Genomic DNA, 22,936 nt, shown 5'->3' on the forward strand with positions numbered 1-22,936 from the left:
TCATATTATATTTGGAAGCTTAACGGTTTTAAATGATTGGCTGTATCTTGTAGGTTCAAAAAAATCAAAGTATGAAATATATTTATTTTCTATCGGCTTTCCTTGTGTTTTCCTGCGTAAAGGAAAAAACAAATGGTGATGTAGAACGATGGGAGGCTCAAGCAGCTAGTATCGAAATTATTAGGGATAATTACGGAGTTCCGCATATATATGGCAAAACAGATGCAGATGCTGTTTTTGGACTTCTATATGCACAATGCGAAGATGATTTTAACCGAGTAGAGCAAAATTATATTTGGGCAACAGGTAGGTTAGCAGAAGTTGAAGGGGAAGAAGCTTTGTACAGTGATTTACGGGCTAAATTATTTATGAGTGAGGAAGAAGCTAAAGCCAATTATGAAAAAAGTCCGGCTTGGTTAAAGAAACTATGTGATGCCTTTGCCGATGGCGTGAATTATTACCTCTATACCCATCCAGAAGTTACCCCAAAATTATTGACCCATTTTGAACCTTGGATGCCTATGTACTTTAGTGAAGGCTCTATTGGTGGTGATATTGAACGCATATCCATCAAAAAGATAGCTGCGTTTTACGAAAGTGATATGGAAATTCCTGAGCTAGAAGAATTACAGTTGAAAAAGGAGATAGAAGCAGAAGAGCCACAAGGGTCAAATGGTATTGCTATTTCCGGAAAATTGACGCAGTCAGGTAATTCAATGTTATTAATTAATCCGCATACCTCATTTTTTTTTAGGGGAGAAGTTCATATGGTATCTGAGGAAGGATTAAATGCATATGGTGCGGTAACCTGGGGACAGTTTTTTGTATACCAAGGGTTCAATGAAAAAACTGGATGGATGCATACCTCTACCTATACCGATGTGATGGATGAATTCAAGGAAACGATTATCAAGAACGATGATACTATGTTCTATCAATATGGGGAGGAACTTCGATCTGTAAAATCAACTGAGATTGTTTTAAAATATACAGATGGTGACCAGATTAAAGAAAAGGTATTCCCAGCCTACAGAACTCATCACGGACCAATAACCCATGTGGCAGAGGGTCAATGGACCGCTTCAGCCATGATGTGGGAACCCGTTAAAGCTTTAGAACAGTCGTTCATTAGAACCAAACAAGATGGTTATAAAGGATTTAAGGAGATGATGGATATTCGAACTAATTCAAGTAATAATACAGTATATGCCGATGCTGAAGGGAACATTGCGTATTTCCATGGAAATTTTGTTCCTAAAAGAGATGTGAGCTTCAATTATTCAGAACCTGTGGATGGTAGTAATCCTAAAACAGATTGGCAAGGGTTGCATACCGTAGATGAAAATATTTTGGTGTTGAATCCCAAAAATGGATGGATACAGAATTGTAATTCCACGCCTTATACCTCGGCTTTGGAATTCAGTCCGAAAAAGAAAGATTACCCTTATTATATGTCTAAAGACCAAGAGAATTTTAGAGGAGTGCATGCCATTGAATTATTGACTGATAGAAAGGGTTATACAATTGACAGTTTAATTCAAATGGCACATGACCCTTATTTGCCGGCTTTTGAAGCCTTGATTCCTGGGTTGGTTAAAGCCTATGACGCCAGTCCTAAAAGGGAATTAAGAGAAGCTATAGAAGTATTCCGTAATTGGGATTATAAGACTTCAAAAGAATCTGTTGCAATGACGTTGGGCCACTTTTATGGAACCTTGAGTTACCAAAAGGCCGTTAGACCAGAAGGTATGAATAGTATGGAATTGGTGGAGTATTGGGGGGGTGATTCACCTAATGCAGAAAAATTAGCCTTATTTGAAGAGACATTGGAAACATTGCAAACTGATTTTGGAAAATGGCAAATGCCTTGGGGTGATATTAATCGATACCAACGGTTGAATGGTGATGTTAAGCAAGCGTTTAATGATAGTCTACCAAGTGTTGGAGTTGGTTTTGCTTCAGGAACTTGGGGTGCGTTGGCTGCTTATGGAGCACGATATACCGCTCCCAGTGCTAAAAAAATATACGGTACACGAGGAAATAGTTTTGTAGCGGCAGTAGAATTTGGGGATAAGGTTAAAGCAAAAACCATCTTGGCAGGTGGCCAAAGCGGCGACTCAAAATCATCCCATTTTAATGACCAGACCGAAAAATATATTAATATAGATTGGAAGGATGCTGCCTTTTATAGAGATGATGTTTTAAACGGGGCGAAGGAAACGTATAGCCCCGGGAAAAGAAAGTAGTATATTTACCTAGTAATCAATGGAATAAGAGTATCATGCATAAAACCAAAACAACCAACCATGGAACTGAAAATTGAGAATCTAAGTAAAACCTATTCAAATGGGGTACATGCACTAAAGGATATTACATTGACCATTCCACAGGGAATGTTTGGATTATTAGGGCCAAATGGTGCTGGAAAATCCTCGTTAATGAGAACTATGGCTACGCTGCAACAGGCAGATTCAGGAACCATTACCATGGGAGATGTGGATATTTTAAAAGACACCGATAAAGTGAGGGAGATGTTGGGATATTTACCTCAAGAATTTGGGGTTTATCCTAAAGTTACTTCGTATAAGATGCTTGATCATATCGCTTCGCTAAAAGGGGTTTCCAATAAAGGGGAGCGAAAGCAACTTGTGGAGGCTTTATTGAATAAAACAAATTTATGGCATGTTCGAAATAAAAGTTTAGGCACCTATTCCGGTGGAATGAAACAACGTTTTGGTATTGCTCAGGCATTGATAGGGTCTCCAAAATTGATTATTGTAGATGAGCCTACTGCAGGCTTAGATCCTGCTGAACGTGTTCGATTCCATAATTTATTGAGTGAAATAGGAGAGAATACAATTATTATTTTATCTACACATATTGTGGAAGATGTTGCCAACCTGTGTAAAAATATGGCAATTATCTGTTTAGGAGAAGTGGTAGCTCAAGGAAACCCGACGGAACTTATACAAGGTATACATGGTAAGATTTGGAAGAAAATGATTGACAAGAAAGAGTTGGATGGTTATAAATCTAATTTCCAGGTCATATCTACCCATTTAAAAGCGGGTCGTACCATAATTCATGTGCACAGTGCGACTAGGCCAGATGATACTTTTGAACCAAGTCCGGCAAATTTAGAAGATGTTTATTTTACCGAAATAACCACTCGTCTAAATGAAGTAACGGTATAAGGTTCAATCTCATCAACCTAAAAAATCATCCACCATGTTCACTGAAATATTTTTATTTGAATTAAAATACCGATTAAGGAGGCCTGCTACCTGGGCTTATTTCGGAATATTGTTTGTTTACGCCTTATTTCTCTCGATTGGGGGTCTTGATGGTGGTTCCGAAAAAGTTTTTTTAAATGCACCGGCATCCTTGGCATCAACGTTGAATGTTATAAGCATATTCGGTATTATGTTGGCAAGTGCCATTATGGGCGTGCCCGTTTATAGAGATATTGAACATGGAACCCAAAACTATTTATTCAGTTATCCAATTAGTGAGAAAGGCTATATCTTAGGTCGGTTTGCCGGCTCTATGGCTACATTATTCGTAGTGAGTTTTGGTCTTATTCTTGGTTTTATGATTGGTTATGCAATTGGGCCGTACGCCGGCTATGAACCGGCAGAGCGCTATGCGAGTTTTAATCTTTGGTATTATTTACAACCTTCCTTAATATTCTACTGGTCAAATTTTTTCTTTACGGGTTGTATATTTTTTGCATTGGTTGCACTTACAAAGCGTATCATGCTCGCCTATGCTGGCGGGGCCATATTGTTTATAATTTATTTGGTGACCTTAACCTTGACCCAAGATATTGAAAATAAGGAATTGGTGAGTTTATTAGATCCGTTTGGTTTTGGTGCTTTGAATAATACTATCCAATATTGGACGCCAGAAGAACAAAATACACTAACCATACCCTTCAAGGGTACCGTTCTGTGGAATCGCATATTATGGTTGGGTATAGGCGTTTTAATTTTTATTTTTACGCTTTTTAAATTTGATTTTCAGCGCTTTCTTAATAAAAAATTAGGCTCAAAAAAGGAGGGTATTGATGATAATGAAGTTTCATCTGCGGCAGTATTTACTAAAATACCCAAAGTCTCCCAAGTTTTTAGTGGAAGCAATAATTTTAAATTATTATTCAGCTTGTCTTGGATGGAGTTTAGAAATATTACTAAAGACCTATTCTTCAAGGCTATTTTAATAGCGGCCGTGGCATTTCTATTTTTTGATGGTTGGTTTGGTAACCCCACTTATGGTACGCCAATGTTACCGATGACCTATTATATGTTAGAGATAAAGGATTTTACGTATGTAATTCTCATATTCATTCTTATCGTTTTCATGACTGGGGAAGTATTGCATCGTGAAAGAGGTGTGAAATATGAACAGATTTATGGGGCGCTTCCATTGCCAAATTGGGTGATTTATGGATCAAAATTTTGGGCCTTGGTATTTGTCTGTTTCATATTGGTGAACATGATTCTGATTAGCGGTTTACTTAACCAAGTACTCCAAGGATACTTCAATTTTGAATTTGCAATGTATTTTACCGATCTCTATTTAATCGAGTTTCCGAAATATATAACCTACGTCATGTTGGCATTTTTTATTCATGCCCTAATTGCTAAAAAGTTTTTGGGTCATGTAATTACAATCGCCATCTGGGCTGGAATGTTTGCAATAAATAGCCTAGCAGATATCGATTACAATATGGTGCTATATGGGTATGCGCCCGGTTATACTATTTCTGACATGAATGGTTTTGGGCATTTTTTGGCCGCACAAAATTGGTTTAGACTTTACTGGTTAGGATTTGGAACTATTTTAACGGTTATAGGGCTTTTATTCTGGAAGCGCGGTACCGATTCTGGCTTAAAGTCCCGTTGGAAAGAGGCAAGCCAACGGTTTGGAGGTAAAGCTAAAATTGTTATGGGGCTAGGTGCCTTAGTGTGGCTAGGTGCTGGAGCATATATCTATTATAATGTAAGTATGGTAAACTCTTATAAGAATGTAAAGGAAGGAAGAGTGCTATCGGCGAATTACGAGAAAGAACTGAGTAAGTACAATTACATAAATCAACCAAAATTTACAGATATAAAAGTAGATGTCGATTTAGTTCCTGAAGAACGCAATGCAACCATGTCGGGTGTTTTTACAATGGTAAATAAAGGAGATGAGCCTATCGACTCGCTACATATTAATTGGGGATATGATCAATTGCTGCAAACCGAGCTACTGAAATTAGCGGTTAATGATATTGATTTAAAAGAGGGAAAGGTATACGAGAAGTTTGATTATAAAATTTATAAACTCCCAAAAAGAATGATGCCGGGCGATACGGTCATAATGAAATTGGCACTTAAACGTGGGTATAAAGGTTTTCCAAATGAAGGCAGTGGGTCTGATATTGTCTATAATGGCACATTCTTAAATAACGGATTTTTTCCTTCATTTGGCTATAATCAACAATCTGAACTTACTAGTGATAAATACAGGAAAGAGTATGATTTGGTTGAAAAAGAATATTCTGTACCGCCACAAGATGATAAATGGGGTCTAAGTAATTTATTGTTTAATGATGATGCTGATTATGTAACTTTTGAAGGAACTGTAAGTACAGCCCCAGACCAAATTGCAATTATGCCTGGGTATTTGCAAAAGGAATGGGAAGATAATGGTAGAAAATACTATCATTATAAAATGGAAGGTGAAATGGATTACTTCTTTAATGTTTCTTCTGCGAAGTATGATATTTATAAAGAGGAATGGCAAGGCGAAAATGGAGAGAAAGTAGCTGTTGAAATTTTCCATCACCCTAGTCACAACTATAATGTGGAACGATTTGCTAAGGCAGTCAGGCATTCATTTGATTATTTTTCTGAAAATTATGGCCCTTATCAATATCGCCAGATGAGAATTATTGAATTTCCAAGATATCAATCATTTGCACAATCTTTTCCAAATACGGTTCCGTACGCTGAAAGTTTTGGCTGGACTGCTGATTTTAGCGACCCCGAAGATTTAGATTACGCATATATGGTAACGTCACATGAGGTAGCACATCAATGGTGGGGACATCAGATAACACCTTCAGCTACGAGAGGGGCAAATCAAATATCAGAGTCCATGGCAGAATATTCATCATTGATGGTAATGAAAAAAGAGTATGGTGTTGATGCTATGCAAGACTTCTTAAAGCGTGAACTTGACAGCTACTTAAGAGGGAGAGCGGGTGAAAATAAATTTGAAAAAACATTGCTTGACAATGATACGCAGGGTTATGTATGGTATCAAAAAGGAGGGTTGGTTTTATATGGTCTTCAAGACTATATAGGTGAGAAAAATTTGAATAATGGATTCAAAAAATTTATCGATAGTGCAGCGTTTAGGCCAAAAGCACCCTTTGCAACGTCGAATGAGTGGTATAGCTATATTAAGGAAGTGACACCAGATTCATTACAGTATTATCTAGAAGATAGTTTTGAGAAAATCACCTTATATACCAACAAGGTAAGTGAAGCAACATTTAAAAAGCTTGAGAATAATACGTTCGAAGTTCAGCTTACCGTTGAAAGCTCGAAGAATTATTATGATGGTAATGGAAAAGAGTTGGGTTCTCCTAAACGTGCTAATCTATTGGATATAGGTGTGTTTCAAAACGATACCATAATCGATGGAAAAACAAAAAAAGTTCCCTTGATATTAGAGAGAAAATGGATGAAACCGGGAACCAGTACATTTACGTTTATAACCAAAAAGTTGCCGGTAAAAGCGGGTATAGATCCCTATAATAAAATGATCGATAGAATTCCTGATGACAATGTACAGGATATAGAAGAACAAGAGCTATCTTATTAGGATCTGTTGGGATTAGTTCACCTATATAATTCTCCTAATTTTTATGATTTCCGCAGGTTACAGCATGTTGTAGTGATATGACGAGTTTTTAACAGCTTATAATTTTGTGGTACTTATTTATTCCAATTGGCTTACACAGGAATGAAGATATTAATTATTATTCCTTGGTAACAATTAAAGTAGCCTTAGATCCAGAAGACAATAACCATTTATTGGAGTAGATTAATTTTCCGGTATCGTCATACACATCTACCTGTGCCGTATTCGGTGCAGAAGAACCATGGTTTAGGGCTTCAAAATCTAAACGGTTAAAACCGTCTTGTAAATCGACATTGATGCCTTTAAACGCCCCTGTTAATAGTAGATTTGGCTCAACGACCATATCATTCATGTAAATTTTGACACGGTCACCATCTACATATTCATGATCTCTACAAACAATACCTATGAATTTGCCTTTACTTTTTACATCTCCCAAATACTGATCAGCAAAAAACTGTCCTGAACCTCCCAAACGTTCGCCAGGGCCAATGCGAGGGTCGATTTTCATACCGGCACCTGCTTGTACTAGTTCCTCATCACGTAACATCTTAACAGGGTTAGGGTCTTTCATATTTACATTAGGTTGCTCTTTAATTAAAGAAGGTATATTCAAAACAGGGCCTGCGCTAGGTGCACCTTTTGGTTCTATAGGGTTAGCCGCTTCAATCTTAAGTGGTTTGGACGTAGGTAGGTCGGTTTGCGCAGATACGACAACCACAGTGCAACAGAACAGAATTATAAAAAGAAAAAAAGGTTTTCTCATTGGGTCATCAATATGATGAAATAAAGATAACAAATACCCTGCCATGGCAACTTAAGGCTTCGTTAAAATTATTTTAATGATAACTATATTCGATAAACGAAGTATTACTGACTAAGATTTCGCTTTAGAAAATGGATGAAATTACCGTTCATTATATTTTCAACATCCTGCTGGGAGTACCCTCTATTTTTTAATAAATCAGGAACCTTTTGAAGGTCGGCAATGGTGTCTAAATCTGCAGGGCCTTGTTCATTTCCAAAACCACCATCTAAATCAGAACCTATCCCAACATGATCAGTATTACCTGCCAATTGGCATATATGGTCGATGTTATCTAGCATTTTTTCTAGGCTGACACCAGCAGAAGTAGGCGTTGAAACACCTCGTTCCCAATTCGGAACCATCATCCAAGCATCTAAAACTACCCCGACTACTCCTTTTCGTGCTATAATTTCCTTCAATTGCTCATCGGTAAATTGCCTATGGTGGTCAACCAAGGTTCTGCAATTGTTATGACTAGCCCATAGAGGTCCGTCATAATTCACCATGGTTTCCCAAAAACTGAGATCACATAAATGGGTCACATCAAGTATAAGTCCCAATCGTTGTATTTCCTTTAAAAGCTCTCTTCCCTTTACACCAATTCCACCTGAAGAATTGGTGCCGTGAGCATAGGTGCCTGGTCCGTAATGAGCAGGACCAATAGCTCGTAGACCTTGGTCGAAAGATTTTTGTAAGTAGGAAATGTCAATAATAGAATCTGCCCCTTCAAGGCTCATCAAATAACCTATCGGTTTTTTTTCTTGGTCAGATTTCCAAAGTTCTAAGTGGGCTTCTAATTGTGTGCCGTTCGTAATCTGCACCATTTCGCCTAAATCTTCCATGCTTTTATACCAAGCCAATTGGCCTTGTGTGTGTGCCCATGCCTGTTGTGCTGAGTTCCATCCTGGTAGGGGATTAGTCTTGTGGACATAGCGGGCAATTTGGGTGGCCATACAAAGTCCGATATTGCCTTTTCTCATGGCATCTAAAGAAACGGTATTGTTGCCACGGTCAGGCTTATCAGTTAAACCCTGTTCACTTTTTCTTATCTCCTCTACGGGCCATGTGAGGTCTCGGTTCCATTCCATAGCATTCATGGAAAGGTCTAAATGGGCATCAAATATGAACATGCTTAAACGGTTAATTTTTGATTTCTGGCAGTTACTTTCCAATGGTCAGTAACATTGCCATCTTTTATTACGGTAAGGGTGTCGTACTTTGCAACGGTTGGGCAAATATGTTTTGGTATTGCGTAATGAACATCACCAACTTCAGGGATGTTTATGTCATCATATTCTACCACTAAATGCTCCTCAGACTGACTAATTTGCCTACTATGATTTAAGTCTAAAAATTCAATCCTTGGAAAAGGCATCTCTGGTGCAATTGATTTATGGCCCAAATCGAAACATAGAATTCCTGTTGCAGGTTTACTTACTATTCGGGTCAATAAAACAGCGGCAGGTAAAAACCCCATTTCGGGAAATTGGGCACCATAACCTATATCCCACAATAGTGTTGTACCAGGGCTAGCATCTACATCTTTCCGTTTACAATGGAAAGGAAATGTAGGAGAGCCGCCGGCGATAATTTTAGGGCTGGGTATACCTTGGTCTTCAATATTCTTCTTCAATAATTCGACTGTTTTAAAGGCAGCGTTACAATCTTCTTCTCTTACTACTGGGTTGGAATTCCTTAAATGGCCGTCATATACATGTAGGCCTTGAGCAATCAAATAGGGGTGTTTATGTATTTGAATATACAATTCCAAAGCTTTCCTATCAGGTGAAATACCTGTTCTATTCATACCGTTATTAATATCCACCCAAAGGTGAATTTTAGTAGTACTGGCTTTGGCTATAGCTCCTAAAATAGAAAGTATCTTTTCATTATCGACTACTGTAGAAAATTTCGAATTGGGGTATTTTTTTACTAGTTCTAGAAACCGATGGATATTCGGGCCAATAGGTTGCATAGCCAACAAAATATCAGGTGCATTACAATCCCCTAACAGTTCAGCCTCAGCAATGGTAGCGCATTTGAATTTTTTAATTCCTCGCTCCATCTGCATGTTGATGATATTGGCGTTTTTATAGGTTTTCACATGAGGGCGTAACCGGTTTACATCGCCTATCATTGAAATCATCAGGTCAATGTTATGTTGAATTCTATCAGGATATACCAATAAAGAAGGAGATATAACTTCCTCTGGATGATTTAAAGAATACCAATTTTTGTTTTGCATAGGTAGTTAGTGATGTAATTCAAAATGAGCTTCAATTTCAACAGGAATGCCACCAGGCAGAATCATACCAACAGCACTACGAACACCTACACCATTTTCTGGGCCGAAAATATCTGCCATAAGTTCACTGAAACCATTGATGACCAAGGGGTGTTGTCCAAAATCTGGTGTAGAATTAACCATGCCTAAGGTTTTGACAATCCTTTTAATTTTATCGATATCTCCAAAATGAGTTTGTATCGTAGCTAACATAGTGAGTGCGACTTGCCTTGCGGCTCTTTTAGCCTCTTCCATATCCATGTCATAACCTGCACGGCCAATAATTAAGGAGCCATCATTGTTCATAGGACCCTGACCCGAAATATATAAAAAATGATCTACGACCAATACAGGTTTGTATAATCCTGCTGGAGGTGGTGCTGGAGGTAAAACCAGACCCAACTCTTTAATTCTTTCTGAAGGTTTCTTTTTCATAATAATCTAGATTTTATATAAAAATATTAATAACTAAAACACCAACTAGGCCCATAACACCAACTGTAGTTTCCATAACGGTCCAGCTTTTTAAGGTGTCCTTGATAGAAAGATTAAAATATTCTTTGAATAGCCAAAATCCGCTGTCATTTACATGAGATAACATTAAACTTCCAGAACCAATTGCCAGTACCATTAATTCTGGACTAACACCAGTTCCATGAACAAGTGGCAATACAATGCCTGCTGCGGTTAAGCCAGCAACCGTGGCGGATCCAACACAAACCCGTATAACAGTAGCGATTAGCCATGCCAAAATTAATGGAGAGATAGAAGACTCTTGTAGCATTGCACCAATATACTCACTTACACCACTATCAATAAGAACTTGTTTTAAGGCACCAGAACCAGCTATGATTAATAATACCATGGTAATTCCCGTAATTGCACTTCCCACAGAATCCATTACCTCTTTCATTTTTTTACCACGACCTAAGCCTAGAGTATAGATAGCCACCAAAACGGAAATAAGCATAGCTATCGCCGGATTACCAATGAAAATCAAAGTTTTCTTAAGGAAGAAAGTATCTGGTAGAGCGAATTCTGCTAGTGCAGCAGTAGCAATTAGGATAACAGGCAAAAGTGCACTAATAATGCTGTTTGCCATACTAGGCATTTCTTCTTCCTTTAAAATAACCGGATTTAAAAATTCTTTAAGTGGAGTAGCGTTGATTCCTTTCAGGGTTCTGGAAAGTAATGGTCCCGCAACGATTATGGCTGGTATGGCTACCAGTATTCCGTATAATAATGTTTTACCAATATCTGCATTAAAAGTGGCTGCAATAGCTGTTGGTGCAGGATGTGGAGGTAAATAGCCGTGTGTTACCGATAAAGCCGCCAACATGGGCAAGCCTACATATAAAAGTGGTAGACCTGTTGCTGCAGCAATCGTAAAGACCAAGGGAACCAAAATTACAAATCCAACGGAATAAAACATAGGGATACCTACAATAAATCCCGTGAGAACAACTGCCCATTGAATATTCTTTTTTCCAAATTTTTGAACCAATTTTGTTGTGATACGTTGTGCCGCTCCACTATCTGCAACTAGCTTACCTAACATGGCTCCAAGGCCCAAAATGATAACAAGGAAGCCGAGTATATTACCAATTCCTTTTTGAATGGAGTCCACCACCGATAAAGGTTCCATGCCTTCTGCAATACCAACGAATAACGAGACAATGATAAAAGTGATAAATGCATTCAGTTTGAACCGAGCAATTAGAACAAATAGGAGTAATATTCCTAAAATGACAATGAATAAAGGCATAGATTGGTTTTGTTGGATACGTTGAATAGCTAAATATACCATAAAAAATAGGCTCACGGTATTTTATAGAAACACGATGAGCCTATTTTAATTTAAGTTTTGAAATTAGAATCAAAACTTAAATTAATAGAGTAATAATGTTTGATTAAACAAGTACTAAAAAATAGGGAAGCAATAGCCAAAATGTGAGTCGAAAAATGAACAGACCAAATAATTTGATGCTTCACAATTCTAACACTTTATGAAATGCATAAAACAGATTTTGAACACCTCTTAATAATATAAGACTGAATGTGAGATTTGTATTAAAGGAATTTTTTCTATGAGCTTATTAAGCGTTTGCATACTATTTTTTTGCTATATAGTCTTCCAATTTCTGTGGCCCCTCCAACAAAATTCGAACTACACGTAGCGTACCATCATCGGTGGTATTGATTTGCCATTTTATTAATGAGATATTACCTTGTTCAATTTCTATTCCTGTGATACTCCTTGGGTGAACACAACTACCATCATTAAACATAGGTATATCGCCAGGCTCAGGAAAACGAGGTCTATGGGTATGACCAACGACAGTTACTTTTAAATTGTTTTTAAGTATCCATTTCTTTATCCGCCGTTCCACTTTTATAAGTTCGGTGTAATTTTTTGCTGGTGATGTTGGATCGGCAATACCCCAAACTTGCAGGGGTTTCCAAAGTACCCGTACCAGAAATCTTCCCCAACGCCAGAAGGTGTAATTCCACCAATCTGCTTGATGGCCGTGCGTTAGAAAAATTTCTTGTTGAGTTTTTGAATGTTTTAATATTAATGCCTCATTATATTTAATGCCCTCAAAGAGTGCCTTGTCTTTATCATCTATAGGTTCAAAGTAGCTAGATAGATGCTTCTTTACATAGTCTTCATCTTTATAAACCATATCATGGTTACCCCAAATCATATGAAGTCTATGTTCTAAATGAAATTGCTTTAAAAGTTGAAAAATATTCTTATGGGCTTCAAAGATAGATTCGAAATGAATGTTTTCCCATAATTCATCACCATCCCCAAGTTCACAGTATTGAAATCCTTCTGAAAAGTAAAATTTAAGAGCGTGAAAATAGATGTTTCGGTTGTTGGCGAATTCATCGGCAAAACTGTTATCACCCCTATGACAATCACTAAAGAGAATGAATTTTGAGGTGTTGTCAAATGCAATGACCTTGGCATTGTTATAAGCTCTAGAGAGTCTACTATCCGATGACATGTGCTATTTTTTGTTAAATATCCGAAAATCCCGCTGACCATAGGGGGTAGAGGCACTAAAATAACAGGTATTGTTTTGTAACTTTATAGCAAATTAGTAGACTAATTTACGTATGAATCATCTCGAGAATAAGTTAATGCCCATTAAGCACTTCATTTGTTTTGATAAACTTCTAAAGAAGTATGAGAAACATTTGGAAAGTGGTGATTCATTTTTAGCTGAGACAGCGAAACGTATAGTAGATGCACAAAGTGGTTATCCTGAATTGCGTGAAGGTTTTTCTGATTTAAGATTATTAGATAAATACAGAGAGGTAATAGACAATATTTTACAGGATACCTTCACCGAAGCCTTAAGCTCAAATGAAATAAAAGTGGCTTCCTTACCATATACAGATGTTATTATTAAAACATCAAAACGTTTTAAGCAAATTATAAAGGAAGCCGGAGATAATTTTGAACCAGAACTTCGAAATTCGGGCGAGGGTATGGATTATATCATGAGCTGTGTGGTAATACTAAACGTTCATTATGGTTTTGACCTAGATTTTAGTCGTCCATTTTTTTATGATATTCCAGATTCGCAAGGAGTGATGAGGCATTACCGTATATTGTATAATGCAGATTTTATTGATATAATCCCTACAGAAAAAGCAAAGAAAATTACCCAAGAAGATGTAGAAGAATTATTGGAAAACCCATACGATGTAACTCTTTGGAAGGATAAAATTCCGCCAGAGAGCTTTATTTCCAAAGGTTTTGTTATTGCCAATATGTTCGACGTTTCTGCAGAACAGGCCATTTCTGATATAAAATCAAAACTGATTTCTAAAGATAATTTACGTTCCGGTAAGTTCATGCAAGAGTTACAAGAAACGTTTAGATCGTTTTTTAGACTACCGAACATTAAGGTGGGTCTCGCTTCCTATAATGAGCATAGAGAACAGTTTGAGGAAATTGTGGGTATGGGTTTTGAAAGTTTTTTATTAAATGGTGAAGAAACTAAAAAGTGTAGTACCGTGCTATGCCAGGCTTCTTTTAAAAAATTAATTAAAGATAACTCTTACTTTACGATTACAGATGTGGAGCGTTATTTCGAAATGTCTGGTGGAAGCGATCTTTATAAAGGTTTGAAAGAACAAGAAGTACAAAGCGCCATATTTGCCCCGATAGCCTATGACGGTAGACTTTTGGCAATATTGGAGGTGGTCTCTGAGAAAAAAGGTGTGCTCAACGGTGTAAATGCAAAGAAGTTAGATGACGTTATGCCTTTTATTGTATCTGCGGTGGTGCGTTCTAAAAATGAAGAAAATAATAGAATAGACGCTGTAATTCAGAATGAATGTACGTCTGTACATTCTTCTGTTTATTGGAAATTTAAAGAAGAAGCCAAAAGATTTATTGGTGATCAATTGGAAGGTGGGTCACCAACTTTTAGGGAAATTATCTTTAAGGATGTATACCCATTATTTGGGCAAATTGATATTAAGGATTCTTCGAAAGCAAGAAACTTAGCCATTCAACGTGATTTAATGATTCAGCTTTCTGAAATTAATGACGTATTGACGATAGCCTATGGCAAATGGAATTTGCCGATTTATGAAGAGTTGATGTTTAGGGTGAACAATCACCTCGAAAGCATTAAAGAAATGCTGCACACCAATAGTGAACAGGCAATTTTCGACTTTGTTAATGATGAGATTTCTCCGGTATTCAAACATCTTAAAAAGGCTGATAATTCTTTAGAAAAACATATTTTAGCATACGAGTCTAAAATTGATATAGGCACAGATTCATATTATGATCATAGAAAGAATTATGACGAAAGTGTTATGTTGATTAATAAGAAACTTTCTGCAGTAATTGATAAAAGACAGGAAAGTGCTCAAGAAATGTATCCGCATTTTTATGAACGTTATAAAACGGATGGTGTAGAGCATAACCTGTACATAGGAGCTTCTATCTCTGAAAATTTGGAGTACGACAATCTATATCTCAATAATCTTAGATTGTGGCAACTACAGGTTATGTGTGAGATGGAGAATGTTCACTATGCGTTAAAATCAGAATTACCCGTTCCGTTAGATGCTACATCGTTAATATTGGTTTATAATACATCATTGTCAATTCGTTTTAGAATGGATGAAAAACAATTTGATGTTGATGGTACTTATAATGCGCGTTATGAGGTGATTAAAAAAAGAATAGATAAGTCTTACATAAAGGGAACCGAACAACGATTGACACAGAAAGGAATGCTTTCCATAGTTTATTCTCAGAAAAAGGATGAGTTGGAATATTTACGATACATTAAATTTCTAAAATCAAAAGGTTGTTTTACCAATAAAATCGAAATCGTAGAATTAGAAGGGTTACAAGGTGTTTCTGGATTGAAGGCCATACGCGCAGAAATTCTATATAAGACGGACAAGGCATCTGAAAATACCTACACGTATGACGATTTGATAGAGGCTCTAAAAGACTAGCACCTGACTTAATAATTCCAGTTTACGCTCAGGGCCGAAAAATTTAAAGGATATAGCAAAAGCGATAACAGATAATATCATACCAATCATGAAAATGGTATAAGTCCAACGTAAGAGTGTATATTTTCTATTTAACACGATACCAAGAAAATAAAGGTCCTTAGTTAAAGAGGTATAGATATAGTCTTTGTCTTTAATCATTTCTTGAATTGCCCACTCATATTCTCCCAATTTCATTTTATGAAAATTACCGAAGAACAATAGGTTTACATTTTTATTCTCAACATCTTCCTTGGTGAATTCACCACTGGTAACATTGGGCCTGGTCGCCAAAACAGCTAGGATCATTGAAACAATAGCAAATAACACGAATATTACCGTTGGGTAAATTAAGTAGTCATTTGATGGGTTATCTAATTTCGGTATTAGGTTTGACAATGCCAACGAGATTATAATCGCATTTACAGACAATAAAATGTTTGCCTTTGTATCTGCAATATCACTTAGTGTAATGTGATTTTTTAAGGTTACCCTGTACAAAGTCTGTATACCACGATCCGGACTTTCTCCCTTAAATTGGGCTTTGAGTCTTTCTTTTTTAGCGATCTTTTTCTCAGATTTTTTATCCTTGATTAATTTTCTCAGATTTTTATCCTTCTTTATAAGCCAGTGCTCTTTAGCGTAATCGGTATAATATTGATGATTGGTTCTAAATACTTGTATGTTTTCTTGTAGCCATTCTTTTTGGCTATAATTTTTAACGCCTAATAATTTCAGTTCTTCTCGTAATAACTCTGTAGTTTCAATATAACTACTTTGCGCAAAGTGAGAGGAATCTGCATCTCGTATGATTTTTTCCATTAAATTAGTAGGCTTGGTATTCCATTTTGTAGCCCGAATGCACCCTTTTATTTTCTCAATTTTGTCAAGGGTATAACCTACTTTCGTTAGGAATTTCTCAGCTATTTCACAACTACTTTCCTCATGGTCTTCAATACCTTTTGTGTAGCCAGTGTCATGTAGCCAGGCTACTAGCTCCAAAATCTCCTTTTCCTGATTTGATAGAGAACATGATTCCAATAATTCTTTAGTACTTTTAACAACTCGTTGTGTATGTCTTAGGTTGTGGTATAAAAAGTTCTTATCCAAATGATTGGTAAGTAATTCAACCACAAACTGTTGTGTCTTATCTAAGATATCTGACATAGAAAAAATTGGTTAGAATTACCCAAATTACGAAAATTTAAAGGGGGTTTATTGCTATGAAAAAATATTATGCTTATTTATTGCTTTTACTGGTTATTACTGGTTGTGCCACCTATAGTACAAAGTATGTGGATGACAAATATGCTATCGACGTTATCGAGCTAAAAGAAGTTTCTCATACCTTTTATTTAGTAGGGGATGCAGGGCTGTCTCCAATGGGTGGAATGAACCCTGCCCTTAAAATTTTCAAGGACAAATTGGATGAAGCAGATAAGAATAGTACTGCTATTTTTTTAGGGGACAATATCTACCCTGCAGGATTGCCAGACCCTAAAGATTCTACTGTAGCGTATTTGACAGCTAAAAATCATTTGGATGCACAATTGAAAACACTTGACAATTTTAAAGGCAGACCACTTTTTATACCAGGTAATCATGATTGGTATACAGAAGGTTTAATCGGTTTGGAACGTGAAGAAGATTATATTAAAAAAGCTCTAAAGCAAAAAAATCCTTTCCTACCCGAGAATGGATGTCCTATCGATGTTGTAGAAATAGGAGATGATGTTGCTATCATAACCATTGATACCGAGTGGTACTTGACGAATTGGGACAAGCGGCCTGATATAAATGATAAATGTAATATAAAAAGTAGGGAGAAGTTTTTCTTGGAGCTTGAAGATGCCATAAAAGATTACCGAGACCGAACTACGGTTATTGCCATGCACCATCCTACAAGTAGTTATGGTCCACATGGTGGGCAATTTTCATTGAGAAAGCAATTTTATCCTAAAGAATTGCCTTTTCCAATACCGGTTTTAGGAACTTTTATCAATGTATTAAGAACTACTTCCGGTGCTTCTATAGAAGACTTAAACAATAAGCGATATAATGAGTTAATGAAAAGGGTGACCACATTGGCGCAATTTTCTGAACGCGTAGTTTTTGCATCTGGTCATGAACATTCACTACAATATATTGTAGAAAATAATACACCACAAATTGTAAGTGGTGCCGGTGCAAAAGAAGGAACGACCCGATTATTGAACGGTTCGCAGTTTAATACTGGGAGAATGGGGTATGCTACCTTAGAGGTATATACCGATGGTTCTTCGAGAGTTCGATTTTATGGTGTAGGTGATGATGAAAAGGAAGAATTTTTATTTACCAATGTTGTATTGCCTCCCAAGCAAAAGAAATTTATAGGTGATTTTACGACCGATTTTCCAGATACTATAAAGGCGTCGGTATATACTCAAGATGAAATCGATAAAAGTGGCTTTTTTAAAACTATTTGGGGTAATCGTTACCGAAAGTATTATGGAACTAAGGTTAAAGTACCAACTGTAAATCTAGATACATTAATGGGTGGTTTGGAACCGGTTAAAAAGGGCGGCGGACATCAGTCTAAATCATTACGCTTACGACGCAAAGATGGTAGGGAATATGTTATGAGGGCATTACGAAAAAGTGCAGAGCTCTATTTGCAGTCAATGGCTTTTCAAGATCAGTATGTGCTAGATGATTTAAAAGAGACCTACACCCAAGAATTATTACAAGACTTTTATACGGGTGCTCATCCATATGGGCCATTTACTACAGGTATACTTTCAGATGCCGTAAATCTCTATCATACTAATCCTGTGTTATATTATGTACCCAAACAACCTGCGTTAAAGGAATATAATGAGTCTTTTGGTGATGAACTATATATGATAGAAGAGCATACAGGTGATGGTCATGGAGATTTAGCAAGTTTTGGTTATGCCAATGAGTTGAAGAGTACCGATAGTATGCTTGAAGACTTGCGTGATGATGAGAAGTATGAGGTAGATAAAGATCTTTATTTAAGAGCCAGACTTTTTGATATGGTTTTAGGAGATTGGGATAGGCATGTTGACCAATGGAGATGGGCAGAATTTAAAGATGAGGAAAAAGATAAAATTATTTATCGACCAGTACCTAGAGATCGAGATCAAGTGTTTTCTAAAATGGGAGATGGAGTATTAATGAATATTGCAACTCGTATTATACCAAGCTTAAGACTTATGGAAGGTTTTACCGAGGAGATACGAAGTGTAAAAGGCTTTAATTCATCACCTATGACCTATGTTTTGGATTTGGCTTTACTAGGGGAGACCGAAAAAAGGCAATGGTTGTCCCAAGCGAAATACTTACAAGAAAACTTAACACCAGATGCCGTTGATAAAGCATTTAAAGCTTTTCCAGAAGAAGTGCGTGATGAAACCGTCACGGAAATTAAAAATATCTTATTGGAACGGTTAAGTCGTATTCAAGATACAGCTAAAAAGTATTACAATGTTCTTAATAAATACGCAGTAGTTGTAGGTACCGACAAAGATGATTGGTTTGAGATAAATAGATTAAATAACAAGGAGACAGAGGTAAAAGTATATCGAAATATAGATGATAAGAAGGAAAAATTGTTTTACAATAAGGTTTTTACAACTGAAGACACGAATGAAATATGGGTTTTTGGATTGGATGATGATGATATTTTTGAAGTTGAAAATCCCTCAAATTTTAATGGTGTTAAAGTAAGAATTATAGGTGGTCATAATAATGATATCTATCGAGTGAAGAGTGGGAAGAAAGTTGCTTTGTATGATTACAAAAGCAAGAATAATACATTTGAAGAAACTGGTGGGGCTAAAGTCAAACTATCAAATGATTATGAGCTTAATACCTACCAACCCCTAAAATTAAGAAATAGTTTTAGTCAGATAATCCCAACCGTTGGTTTTAATCCAGATGATGGTATACGTATAGGGTTCTTGAACACGTATACCTATAATGGGTTTAGACAAAATCCATTTACTCAGCAGCATACGTTTGGGGCTTCCTATTATTTTGCTACAAGTGGTTTTGATTTTAAATATCAAGGAGAGTTTGCGCATATATTTGAGAATTGGAATGGTGAAGTTATGGCAAGGTTTACTAGTCCCAATTTTGCTGTGAACTTTTTCGGATATGGGAATAACTCGATAAATCTAGACGATGATTTAGAACTTGATTATAATCGAGTAAAATTAAGACAAATAGAGTTTTCACCTTCTTTAGTATGGAGAGGGCAATTAGGTGCAAAAGTTAAGCTTGGAGTTTCCTTTCAAAATATAAGTGTTGAAGAAACAGATAATAGATTTATAAATACCTTTTATCAGCAAAATGGCGAAGAGACAAATAGTGATTTTTTAGGCGTACATGCAGGGTATTCCTTCGAAAATAAAGACAACAAGGCTTTTCCAACGTTGGGTATGGCTACCTCTTTATATATAGGGTTTAAGGACAATATTTCTAATGATGGTGGTAATTATGGATATATAATTCCATCCATTGGTTTTGATTATAAATTGGTCCCTAATGGTAGGTTGGTGTTGGCTACTAAATGGAAAGCTCATTTTAATATGGGTGATGGGTATGAGTTTTATCAGGCCGCAAGTATAGGTGGTGCCGATGGTTTGCGAGGCTTTAGAAACCAGCGTTTTACCGGTAAAACTGCTTACTATCAAAATACAGACATAAGATTTAGCCTTAAAAAGAAACGTACGCGATTGCTGCCAATGGCTATGGGTGTGTTTGGTGGGTTTGACTATGGAAGGGTATGGTACCCGGGTGTACGTTCTGAGCGATGGCATACATCCTATGGCGGTGGATTCTTTTTAAATGCTTCTGATATCATATCCATCAAAACAGCACTTTTTGCAAGTGAAGATGGACCGAGATTTTCTTTTGGTTTAGGCTTTGGTTTCTAGTAACAATTTTAATTACTCTAAAGAATAGGTATAGAGATTGCCACCAGTGCCATGTGTGCGTTCATCAGAAATCAATAAGGTGTTTTCATTAAGAAAACAAACCGATTCTAATTGAGTTCGTGCGCCTAAGTCAATTTCCTGCATTTTACCTTTAGAGAAATCATCCCATGTAAATTCAGAAAAAATAAAAAGCTTACCGTAGCTAAGGGCTATTATTTTATCTCCTTTAGGTGAAATGTCTATAGAGGTTATTTGGCATATTTTCCATTCTTTACAAGGTGTAAACGACCCAACTAATGTAGCTTCGTACGATCCTTTTGTATCTGGCAAAGAATAAATATTCGCCTCACCAGAAAAAGGTTTAGAACGATTCTTTGTGACTATAAAAAGCTTGTTTCCGTGGTGAAATAATGCTTCTGCATCATAAAACAAGCCATCTTTTTTTGGAGGAAACTCCTTTTGATCAGGATAATAAAACTCTATATGTTCAGCATCTATTTTATCACCAGGTTCAATAGTAGGGTTTGGAATTTTATAAATGACTAGATTTTTTCGAGAATTACCATTGTTGCCAATATCGGCAATGTAGAGGTTGCCTGCCTTGTCCATCGACATATCTTCCCAATCATCATTATCCCCATTTTTAACTTTTAGGCTTTTCAGGATATCGCCTTTGAAGTTTACTTGGTAAATTTCATCTTCGTTTCCTTTGTCTTCAAGGACCCAAACTGTAGCGTCATTATAGGTGGCCATACCAGAAATTTCTTCTAAACTTAATGGTAGGTTTGTGATTACCTCTAATTGTCCATAATTAATACAGGAAGTGAGAATGATTGGTAAACAGTAGAAAAGAAACTTTGACATGGAGTGCTTATCCCAATTTTGAATTAAATATATTATTTTTAGGCGGTAAAATAAATTTGTAGAAATCAAATTATTTTACAGCTACTGATTTTTTTTCATTTTTATTTTAGAATTTAACAGATTCCCTACTTTTCTTCCTTGGTCAACACCAACTTCAACAGCAGCCCTATAATGAATGCCACCATACATTCTACTTATTGCTGCTTCATCTGCTGCTTCATTAAAGGAAGTATAATTTCTAATTGGAAGTCCAAATGGTGTTTCGGTATCATCAACAAAGCTGAAATCTTCGCCAAAAATACTAGTTAACGCAGTAGCAGCGGCTCCTGAAACTACACTGTGCCCACTAGTGTATTCAGGAAATGGAGGCGTCTGTAAAATGGGCTTCCAATTTTCGTCTATATGCTGATTGATCAGAGTTTCAGGTCTAATTAAATTACTCCTATACTTTTCATCCCAACAACTTATAAATGCATCAGCTATGGCTAAAGAAGTTTTGGTGTATGCAAATACGGTGTCATCAAAATTACGCTTCGTTTTTCTAGATGCTATTTTAGTAATACCAATCCAATGGGCACCAGGGGTGATTTTTTTGGTAGCAAACATTAAATGCCCTCTTGTAACCGATACATATGGATTACAATCCCAAAATTTTGCTATCGCTACTTCCTCAGATTCATCTCCGTTTTCAGTTATTCTGTTACTGATATCATATACCTCTATCAGCTCTTTATAAAAATCTGAATCTTTTTCCATAGAAAAGGGCGGCGGCGGTATTGGTTTGAATTGTGATGCTGAGTCTAGTACAAATGGTCTAATCTTATCCCAATGCGGTTCTATACCATCCATGTAGGCGGGTGGTGTTGGTTGCCATCTAGAAGCCTCATCGGTATTTATAGTAAATTTAGGCATTGTACGCGTTTGGCTGTATTTGTCGTTTCCCATCCAATCTTTTATATGTTCCGAAACTTTCAAGCCATAGGTTTTTGAAACCTCAAATTCGGTTTCATTTAAAGTTCTCCATTGATGAAACAAGCTATCTTGCAAAACATCGAATTTATCTTCGGAAAAAATCAACTGTCGACTGATGTTCATATGCGCAATTAAGGCCGCTAATTGTGGATTAATCCCTTGAACAGTATCTAATTTTGGTACGGGTTTTAAATCAGTAATTTGACCCGCTAATGATTGGTAGTTGGGGTTTACTTGTGCTATTATTTCGTAAGCGGCAATATTTGGATAAGCAAAAATTCTACTTGCTACAGGCGGAGAAAAGATATCATGAACCATAATTTCCACAATTTTGTCAATAGAATTGTGTAATTCCCCTGGGGTAATAACAATAGGTTCTTGTTTTTTTTCTTTCGAACAAGAAATTATAAAGGCTAAAAATAGGAAGCCAAAAAATTTGTTCAATAAAGTTTTAAGCTTTGTAATAAGATTTTTCATGTGACTTTTGGTAAAGGGACAAAATTAAATAAAATTGGGGCTATTAAGTATTCATCAAGGCTTTAAGATGAGTTTTAATACAGTATTTTGATGATATATCATTTATTCTTGCCTACTGCATGAATGATTTTAAGATAAATC

At 36.4% G+C, this 22,936-nt stretch carries 14 protein-coding genes; 5 read left to right on the forward strand and 9 right to left on the reverse strand.

What is annotated here, in order from left to right:
- Nucleotides 1–71 precede the first annotated feature (71 nt).
- From ES765_RS00485 to ES765_RS00495, 3 genes are read left to right on the forward strand one after another with little or no spacing between them, the layout of a single operon-like run.
- Nucleotides 72–2,246 carry an acylase gene (locus tag ES765_RS00485; RefSeq protein WP_138110563.1) on the forward strand — a complete coding sequence of 725 codons (2,175 nt, stop codon included), beginning with the start codon at nt 72–74 and terminating at the stop codon, nt 2,244–2,246.
- Nucleotides 2,247–2,306: 60 nt separating this feature from the next.
- Complete coding sequence (locus tag ES765_RS00490; RefSeq protein ID WP_138110564.1) at nt 2,307–3,194, forward strand: ABC transporter ATP-binding protein; 888 nt, start codon at nt 2,307–2,309, stop codon at nt 3,192–3,194.
- A 34-nt stretch (nt 3,195–3,228) separates the two neighbouring features.
- Nucleotides 3,229–6,876, forward strand: a complete 3,648-nt coding sequence (locus ES765_RS00495) for an ABC transporter permease/M1 family aminopeptidase (RefSeq protein ID WP_138110565.1) — start codon at nt 3,229–3,231, stop codon at nt 6,874–6,876.
- A 157-nt stretch (nt 6,877–7,033) separates the two neighbouring features.
- Here ES765_RS00495 and ES765_RS00500 read toward each other — a convergent pair whose 3' ends face one another.
- From ES765_RS00500 to ES765_RS00525, 6 genes are all read right to left on the reverse strand, one after another.
- Complete coding sequence (locus tag ES765_RS00500; protein WP_138110566.1) at nt 7,034–7,681, reverse strand: hypothetical protein; 648 nt, start codon at nt 7,679–7,681, stop codon at nt 7,034–7,036.
- 104 nt (nt 7,682–7,785) lie between these two features.
- Nucleotides 7,786–8,853, reverse strand: coding sequence for a dipeptidase (locus tag ES765_RS00505; RefSeq protein ID WP_138110567.1), 1,068 nt, complete (start codon nt 8,851–8,853; stop codon nt 7,786–7,788).
- A 2-nt stretch (nt 8,854–8,855) separates the two neighbouring features.
- A complete protein-coding gene (locus ES765_RS00510) occupies nt 8,856–9,968 on the reverse strand; it encodes a D-TA family PLP-dependent enzyme (RefSeq protein ID WP_138110568.1) in 1,113 nt (370 codons plus the stop codon).
- A gap of 6 nt (nt 9,969–9,974) precedes the next feature.
- Nucleotides 9,975–10,442, reverse strand: coding sequence for a RidA family protein (locus ES765_RS00515; RefSeq protein ID WP_138110569.1), 468 nt, complete (start codon nt 10,440–10,442; stop codon nt 9,975–9,977).
- A gap of 13 nt (nt 10,443–10,455) precedes the next feature.
- Nucleotides 10,456–11,772, reverse strand: a complete 1,317-nt coding sequence (locus ES765_RS00520) for a gluconate:H+ symporter (RefSeq protein ID WP_138110570.1) — start codon at nt 11,770–11,772, stop codon at nt 10,456–10,458.
- Nucleotides 11,773–12,118: 346 nt separating this feature from the next.
- Complete coding sequence (locus ES765_RS00525; protein ID WP_138110571.1) at nt 12,119–13,018, reverse strand: metallophosphoesterase; 900 nt, start codon at nt 13,016–13,018, stop codon at nt 12,119–12,121.
- A 112-nt stretch (nt 13,019–13,130) separates the two neighbouring features.
- Between ES765_RS00525 and ES765_RS00530 the strand changes: the two genes are divergently transcribed.
- Nucleotides 13,131–15,503 carry a GAF domain-containing protein gene (locus tag ES765_RS00530; RefSeq protein WP_138110572.1) on the forward strand — a complete coding sequence of 791 codons (2,373 nt, stop codon included), beginning with the start codon at nt 13,131–13,133 and terminating at the stop codon, nt 15,501–15,503.
- Here ES765_RS00530 and ES765_RS00535 read toward each other — a convergent pair.
- Nucleotides 15,492–16,709, reverse strand: coding sequence for a Pycsar system effector family protein (locus tag ES765_RS00535; protein WP_138110573.1), 1,218 nt, complete (start codon nt 16,707–16,709; stop codon nt 15,492–15,494). The genes ES765_RS00530 and ES765_RS00535 overlap by 12 nt on opposite strands.
- Nucleotides 16,710–16,765: 56 nt before the next feature.
- Here ES765_RS00535 and ES765_RS00540 point away from each other — a divergent pair, with 56 nt between their 5' ends.
- Entirely contained in the window at nt 16,766–20,482 is a 3,717-nt protein-coding gene (locus tag ES765_RS00540; RefSeq protein WP_138110574.1) for a metallophosphoesterase, read from the forward strand.
- 12 nt (nt 20,483–20,494) lie between these two features.
- Here ES765_RS00540 and ES765_RS00545 read toward each other — a convergent pair whose 3' ends face one another.
- Both ES765_RS00545 and ES765_RS00550 read right to left on the reverse strand, forming a co-directional pair.
- Entirely contained in the window at nt 20,495–21,346 is an 852-nt protein-coding gene (locus tag ES765_RS00545; RefSeq protein ID WP_138110575.1) for a hypothetical protein, read from the reverse strand.
- Nucleotides 21,347–21,427: 81 nt separating this feature from the next.
- The gene (locus ES765_RS00550) at nt 21,428–22,795 is read right to left on the reverse strand and encodes a vanadium-dependent haloperoxidase (RefSeq protein WP_138110576.1); all 1,368 of its coding nucleotides are present in this window, start codon (nt 22,793–22,795) and stop codon (nt 21,428–21,430) included.
- Nucleotides 22,796–22,936: the final 141 nt, after the last annotated feature.

The organism is Maribacter sp. ACAM166 (assembly GCF_005771495.1).
Lineage (GTDB): Bacteria > Bacteroidota > Bacteroidia > Flavobacteriales > Flavobacteriaceae > Maribacter.

Excerpts from the sequence above, each read along its gene's own strand:
- ES765_RS00485 (WP_138110563.1), top strand. The coding sequence starts at position 72 with ATGAAATATATTTATTTTCTATCGGCTTTCCTTGTGTTTTCCTGCGTA.
- ES765_RS00490 (WP_138110564.1), top strand. The coding sequence starts at position 2,307 with ATGGAACTGAAAATTGAGAATCTAAGTAAAACCTATTCAAATGGGGTA.
- ES765_RS00495 (WP_138110565.1), top strand. The coding sequence starts at position 3,229 with ATGTTCACTGAAATATTTTTATTTGAATTAAAATACCGATTAAGGAGG.
- ES765_RS00500 (WP_138110566.1), bottom strand. The coding sequence starts at position 7,681 with ATGAGAAAACCTTTTTTTCTTTTTATAATTCTGTTCTGTTGCACTGTG.
- ES765_RS00505 (WP_138110567.1), bottom strand. The coding sequence starts at position 8,853 with ATGTTCATATTTGATGCCCATTTAGACCTTTCCATGAATGCTATGGAA.
- ES765_RS00510 (WP_138110568.1), bottom strand. The coding sequence starts at position 9,968 with ATGCAAAACAAAAATTGGTATTCTTTAAATCATCCAGAGGAAGTTATA.
- ES765_RS00515 (WP_138110569.1), bottom strand. The coding sequence starts at position 10,442 with ATGAAAAAGAAACCTTCAGAAAGAATTAAAGAGTTGGGTCTGGTTTTA.
- ES765_RS00520 (WP_138110570.1), bottom strand. The coding sequence starts at position 11,772 with ATGCCTTTATTCATTGTCATTTTAGGAATATTACTCCTATTTGTTCTA.
- ES765_RS00525 (WP_138110571.1), bottom strand. The coding sequence starts at position 13,018 with ATGTCATCGGATAGTAGACTCTCTAGAGCTTATAACAATGCCAAGGTC.
- ES765_RS00530 (WP_138110572.1), top strand. The coding sequence starts at position 13,131 with ATGAATCATCTCGAGAATAAGTTAATGCCCATTAAGCACTTCATTTGT.
- ES765_RS00535 (WP_138110573.1), bottom strand. The coding sequence starts at position 16,709 with ATGTCAGATATCTTAGATAAGACACAACAGTTTGTGGTTGAATTACTT.
- ES765_RS00540 (WP_138110574.1), top strand. The coding sequence starts at position 16,766 with ATGAAAAAATATTATGCTTATTTATTGCTTTTACTGGTTATTACTGGT.
- ES765_RS00545 (WP_138110575.1), bottom strand. The coding sequence starts at position 21,346 with ATGTCAAAGTTTCTTTTCTACTGTTTACCAATCATTCTCACTTCCTGT.
- ES765_RS00550 (WP_138110576.1), bottom strand. The coding sequence starts at position 22,795 with ATGAAAAATCTTATTACAAAGCTTAAAACTTTATTGAACAAATTTTTT.